Genomic DNA, 6,135 nt, shown 5'->3' on the forward strand with positions numbered 1-6,135 from the left:
TTTATTGGTATGGATTCTCTTTAATGCGCCAATCTTTATCTCTATGCGTTTCTTTATATTCATTTATTTATTTATTTGAAAAAAAATATGTTTATTTTGCTCTTTTAGTGGTAATAGCATATCTGTTTCATAATTCTGGAGCTTTTTTAATAATGCTAGCAGGAATTCCATTACTAAGTAATTTCCAAAAAAAGAATTGGATTTTTCTAATATCTATATTAATAGTATATCTGTCATCTGTAACACTTTTTAGTTTTATTGCAACTAGTGGATTATTTGCAGAACGAATGGCAAGTCAATATTTGGATTCTGGTGTAAGTACAGCTAAAGCCAATTTGTTACTCGTTTTATGGTTTATTTTAACTCCGTATTTTATAAAAAGTCAATATAAGGAATTGAAATTTGTTCATTATTATTCTAGTTTCTTGACATTGTTATTTTTGTCTCTAGCTAATATGTTTGAAGTTGCTTTTCGTGTTTCATTTTATCCAATGTTACTTGCTCTTATTACAGAACCAACATTACTGAATCTTTGCAAAAATGGCACTCGTAAGAAACTAGCCCAAATAATATATATACTTCTTCTTGGAGCATTTATATATGCTCAATCTAATCATGATAACATGGCAGGAGTAATTCCTTATAAGTCATCAATAATAGGAATATGATAAATAGCAAAAAAAAATTACGCAATTATTTAAATGAGGATTCTTTATTTTACAAGAAAGTTTCTTGCGGTTATTTTAAGTGCATAAAGAACCGTTTGGTGACAACTCCTCAATCTTCAACCTATAGAATTTGGCTTTATGTCAAGAATCTGCGTTATGCAGAATACAATAAGAATAATTCTATACTTGCCAAGCCCAAAGGTATAAATAGCCTTTATCATACGTTATGTATGATTTATCGTTATTGGCGATTAAGAGTATTGTCACGAGAAACAGGATTCCAGATAGATCCTGGTTCTTTCGGAAAAGGTCTCTTGATTTATCATTATGGTAGTATCATAGTTAACGCCGATGCAAAGATTGGAGATTATGCAACCATATTCCCTGGAGTTGTAATCGGAGCCAAATCAAATGGATGCCCAGTTATAGGCAATCACGTTATGATTGGTGCTGGTGCAAAGATTCTGGGGGGGTACATATCGGTAATCATGTGACAATAGCCCCTAATGCGGTAGTAGTAAAGGATATACCTGACAATGCGATAGTTGTAGGTATACCTGCTCGAATACTAAAATTTAAAGAAAATGAGGATAGTTCAGATAAACACTGTATATAAAACAGGTGGAAGTACAGGTAGAATAGCTTATGAAATTAATCAAATTGCAGCCGAGTTAGGAAATGAAACTTATGCAATATATGGCTATGAAACTTCTGAAATGCCAGCAGACAATTCTTTAAGATTGCAAGGTCGTATAAGAAGAAAGTGGAACATCCTAAAAACAAGGGTATGGCCACATCATGGCTTTTATAATGTGCATGAAACAAAACTGTTGATTAAATTCTTGGATAATTTCAGCCCAGATATCATTCATCTGCATAATATACATAATTCGTATATTAATGTAAAAATGCTATTCAGTTATATTAAGCAGCATCATATTCCAGTTGTTTGGACTTTGCATGATTGTTGGAGCTTTACAGGATGGTGCGCTTACTTTGACATGGCGAATTGTTTTAAATGGATGGAGGGATGTCACGGAATATGTCCATGTAAGCATGATTATCCAAAGACATGGTTTTTTAATCTAGGTCAGCAGAATTGGAATGATAAAAGGCAAGTTTTTACAGGGTGCGATAATCTAACGATAGTTACGCCTTCAAAATGGTTAGCAGACCACGTAAAGAATTCTTTCTTGAAATCTTATCCTATAAGAGTTATAAATAATGGTGTGGATTTGAGCGTTTTCAAGCAGAAATCATCAAATGTCAGAGACAAATATGGCATTACGAAGAATGTAAAAATAGTCCTTGCTGTCATGAACAACTGGGAAAAAAGAAAGGGTATTTCTTTTTTGTTAGAATTACCTAAGCACTTAAAGTCTGATCAAATATTAGTTATTGTTGGATTAACAGATAAACAGTTAAAGGTTTTGCCTAACGAACATTGTTTGGGAATAAAGCGAACAGAATCAGTGTCAGATCTTGCTGGACTTTATAATGAAGCTTCTGTTTTTATAAATCCAACATTGGAAGATAATTTCCCGACAACAAATTTGGAGGCTCTCGCTTGTGGTACTCCAGTTGTTACCTTTGATACTGGTGGAAGTGCGGAGTCTATTGATGCTGAAACAGGCGTTGTTGTAAAAAAAAGAGATTTTGAGCATTTGCTTTCTTCGATACAATTTGTAATAGAAAAAGGTAAGGCATATTATGCAAATAGTTGTATAATAAGAGCCCGGAGACTTTATGATAGCTATAAGCAGAATTTAGAATATGTAAAACTTTATAATGAAATAATTAAAAATGAAGCCAAAAATTACGATACTCACAGCTTGTTATAATGGTGCTGCGCACATAGAGGAAACTATCCAAAGTGTTATCGCTCAATGCTATAACAATTTGGAATATGTTATTGTGGATGGAGGTTCTACAGACGGTACTCTTGATATAATTAAAAAGTATGAGAAATATGTAGATGTTTTAATATCAGAACCCGATAATGGCATCAGTGATGCTTTTAATAAGGGTATCAAGGTTGCAACTGGTGATTTAATTTGCATTGTAAATAGCGATGATGTGTTGATTGAAAATGCGCTAAATCAGTTTGCAAGTAAATACACACTTGGATATGACATTTATAGATGTAATCAAGTGTTTTGGAACGACAAGACTGACACAAAGACAAGAGATGTGCCGACAATGAATTTCCCAATTCCTCCGCTATCATTACATATTTGCCATAATGCAACCTTTATATCAAAGGAACTTTATGAAAAATGTGGTGGGTACAAGATTTTCTTTAAATATATTATGGATTTAGACTTTTTTGTTAGAGCATACAAACAAGGGGCTAAGTTCTTTTATATTAATGTAGATGTTGTTAACTTCAGACTTGGAGGAGTTAGCCAGTCACACAATAAGCAGAAATGGAAGGAATATATGGAAGTGATTTCAGGTAATGGTGGAACTAGACTTAGCAAGCTAGTTTTTTATATTTATCTTAAAACAAGATTCTTTGCAAAGAAATTAGTGATGCTTATTAATCCAGATTTCAGATTGATATTAACCCAAAAGAAAATCAAATGAAAGTAAAAACATTATATACAGAAGACTTTAACAAAGAGTGTTTACTGTTGGGACATGATATATTTGCTGATTATGATCCTGATGTGATTATTGGTGTTTTGAATGGTGGTGGATATGTAGGACGGCAGATTGTACAAGTCTCACCCAAAGAAACAACTTATGTTGAAGTTAAAATCCAGCGTGACGGTACTACAAAAAAGGAAAAGGGCTTGATTCATAGAATTCTCCAAAGTTTACCTTATAGTGTTTTGAATTTTTTGCGTATTCTAGAGTCTATAGTCTTAGAGTATAAATCTAAGAAAAATAATACTAAGAGAAAAGGTACGATAAAATTGCCAGATAATGTGGTATCCTTTTTGTCTGACGGAGATCATAAAAAAGTGCTCTTGGTTGACGATGCTATAGATAGTGGTGCAACACTTTTGCTCATCAAGCAATATCTAATGAGTAAATTTGAGAATATAGATGTAAAAATAGCAGTTATAACAATAACTACTAAACAGCCTCTTGTTGTAGCAGACTATTATAGGTATTATAACCGAACGCTTATACGTTTTCCATGGTCTAATGATATAAAGAAAAGATGAAACGAAAAGCCCTGGTCGTAGATTTGGATGGAACTTTGATGGATACCAATACATTCAAAGACTACATAGTTTATACAAGTATAATTGCTCTGAAAAAAGCAAGGTATGATTTGGCATTAATATTTTGTTTCCTAGTATTTGCAAGAAAAGTCAGAATAATATCCCATGAGTTAATGAAAAAATATATATTGTTGTTCTCTAAATCAATGATGAAAGAGAAAATCTTATCTGATTTTGTGGATACATTGTGGCCTAAACTAAATGGTAAAGTGCTAGACATCGTAACTAAATGGCTCAATACTGATAGCTTTGTTTTGCTTTCAACAGCAGCACCTGAATCGTATGCTTCGTTAATAGCAAAGCGTTTACATTTAGATGGATGTTGTGCATCTCAAATACCCAAACGTGGATTTAGCTGGAAAGAGAATGTTAGAACAGTTAAATGTAAAAACACCTTATCGTATTTAGGTGTTAATCATGTGACCTTGGAAGTAATGCTTACAGATCATTATGATGATTTGCCTTTATTACGTGTCCCCAAATACAAAAACATTATAGTTAATCCTTCAGCAAAAACTATTTCATATTTGAGAAGGAATAATATTGAATTTGAAGTTTTTAATACAAAATGAATCATTAGATAATGAACTATATTATCACTGGCGGTACCGGCTTCATCGGTACCCATCTTACAAATTTGATTAAGGAGCGTTATCCTAACGCCCAAGTATATAACCTTGACATCGTTAAGCCTGGTACTCCTAATCCGGTAGTGAAGGATTACAAGCCTGCTTTGCGTGATGGGCAGAAGTTGCAGTCTACTTTCATCGAGTATGATATCCGCAAGCCTATAGAGAACTTGCCATTTACTCCTACAGAGGATGATGTCATCTTCAACTTTGCTGCAGTTCATCGTACTCCTGGTCATGAAGATCATGAGTATTTCGAGACGAATATCCGAGGTGCTGAGAATGTGGTGGCGTTTGCAGAGAAGTGGAATATCAAGAAGATTGTGTTTACTTCAAGTATTGCGCCATACGGAGCTGCTGAGGAGTTGAAGAAGGAGACAACTTTGCCAACTCCTAATACTGCATACGGTATCTCTAAGTTGGTAGCTGAGAAGATTCATGAGAAGTGGCAGAATGGTGATGCTGCTCATCGCCAGCTCACTATCGTTCGCCCTGGTGTGGTATTCGGAAAGGGTGAGAATGGTAATTTCACGAGATTGTATTGGGCAATCCGTGGTCATAAGTTTGCTTACCCTGGCAGAAAGGATACCATCAAGGCTTGTATCTATGTAAAGGAATTGGTTCGTTTCATGCTTTATCGCTTGGAGCATCATGAGCATGGTGTTGAGTTATACAATTGTTGCTTCGAGCCTGCTTATACTATTCAGCATATCGTGGAGGCTATTAAGAAGGTAACAGGATTGACTCAGTTTGTGCCTGATATTCCTAACTGGGTTATCATGCCTATGGCAAGAGCTGCCATGCTTCTTGGTTCGCCGTTGGGTATCTGTCCTGCGAGAGTGAAGAAGCTCCAGATTTCTACTAATATCTGTGGTGAGAAGTTGAAGAACTGCGGTTATCAGTTTAAGTGGAGCTTTGAGGAAGCTCTTGCTGACTGGTTCGATGATAATGACAGACAAGGATTAAAATAATATATATATGAAAGGAATCGTATTAGCAGGTGGTAGCGGTACGCGTTTGTATCCTATTACAAAGGGTGTCAGCAAACAGCTGATTCCTATCTTCGATAAACCGATGATATATTATCAATAACAAAGCTACTGTCTTTGGTTATCGAGTAAGCGATCCTGAACGATATGGCGTGGCAGAGTTTGATGAGCAAGGCAATTGCCTGAGTATCGAAGAGAAGCCTCAGCATCCAAAGAGCAACTATGCTGTAGTTGGCTTATACTTCTATCCTAACAAGGTGGTGGAAGTAGCTAAGCATATCAAACCATCTGCTCGTGGTGAGTTGGAAATCACAACAGTAAACCAGGAGTTCCTGAAGGATAAGCAGCTGAAGGTACAGACCATGGCAAGAGGATTCGCCTGGCTTGATACCGGAACCCATGATTCACTTTCTGAGGCATCTACCTTTATCGAAGTCCTAGAGAAGCGCCAGGGCTTGAAGGTTGCTTGCTTGGAAGGTATTGCTTATCGCCAAGGATGGATAGATAGTGATACGTTGCGTGAGAATGCTCAGCCAATGTTGAAGAATGACTACGGCAAGTATCTGCTTTCAATACTTGAAGAGAAAGATCAAACATTAAAAAAGAATTTAGAATA

7 protein-coding genes and 1 pseudogene are annotated in these 6,135 nt (G+C 35.5%); all 8 read left to right on the top strand.

What is annotated here, in order from left to right:
• Window positions 1–668, top strand: a 668-nt coding sequence (locus tag DWV53_RS13475) for an EpsG family protein (RefSeq protein WP_220432013.1), incomplete at its 5' end; no start/stop codon positions are given.
• Window positions 665–1,162, top strand: coding sequence for a hypothetical protein (locus DWV53_RS15985; RefSeq protein WP_220432014.1), 498 nt, complete (start codon window positions 665–667; stop codon window positions 1,160–1,162). The genes DWV53_RS13475 and DWV53_RS15985, both read left to right, overlap by 4 nt.
• A 90-nt stretch (window positions 1,163–1,252) precedes the next feature.
• A complete protein-coding gene (locus DWV53_RS13485) occupies window positions 1,253–2,509 on the top strand; it encodes a glycosyltransferase (RefSeq protein ID WP_118154888.1) in 1,257 nt (418 codons plus the stop codon).
• The gene (locus DWV53_RS13490) at window positions 2,472–3,254 is read left to right on the top strand and encodes a glycosyltransferase family 2 protein (protein ID WP_118154891.1); all 783 of its coding nucleotides are present in this window, start codon (window positions 2,472–2,474) and stop codon (window positions 3,252–3,254) included. Before DWV53_RS13485 ends, DWV53_RS13490 begins: the two co-directional genes overlap by 38 nt.
• Window positions 3,251–3,841 carry a phosphoribosyltransferase gene (locus DWV53_RS13495; RefSeq protein ID WP_118154894.1) on the top strand — a complete coding sequence of 197 codons (591 nt, stop codon included), beginning with the start codon at window positions 3,251–3,253 and terminating at the stop codon, window positions 3,839–3,841. Before DWV53_RS13490 ends, DWV53_RS13495 begins: the two co-directional genes overlap by 4 nt.
• Complete coding sequence (locus tag DWV53_RS13500; protein ID WP_118154897.1) at window positions 3,838–4,473, top strand: hypothetical protein; 636 nt, start codon at window positions 3,838–3,840, stop codon at window positions 4,471–4,473. The genes DWV53_RS13495 and DWV53_RS13500 overlap by 4 nt, the downstream gene beginning before the upstream one ends.
• Before the next feature lie 11 nt (window positions 4,474–4,484).
• The gene (locus DWV53_RS13505) at window positions 4,485–5,501 is read left to right on the top strand and encodes an NAD-dependent epimerase/dehydratase family protein (RefSeq protein ID WP_118154900.1); all 1,017 of its coding nucleotides are present in this window, start codon (window positions 4,485–4,487) and stop codon (window positions 5,499–5,501) included.
• A 7-nt stretch (window positions 5,502–5,508) separates the two neighbouring features.
• A pseudogene (locus DWV53_RS13510) lies at window positions 5,509–6,135 on the top strand (sugar nucleotidyltransferase); the annotation flags it as partial.

Source organism: Segatella copri (genome assembly GCF_003465495.1).
GTDB classification, from domain to species: domain Bacteria; phylum Bacteroidota; class Bacteroidia; order Bacteroidales; family Bacteroidaceae; genus Prevotella; species Prevotella copri_G.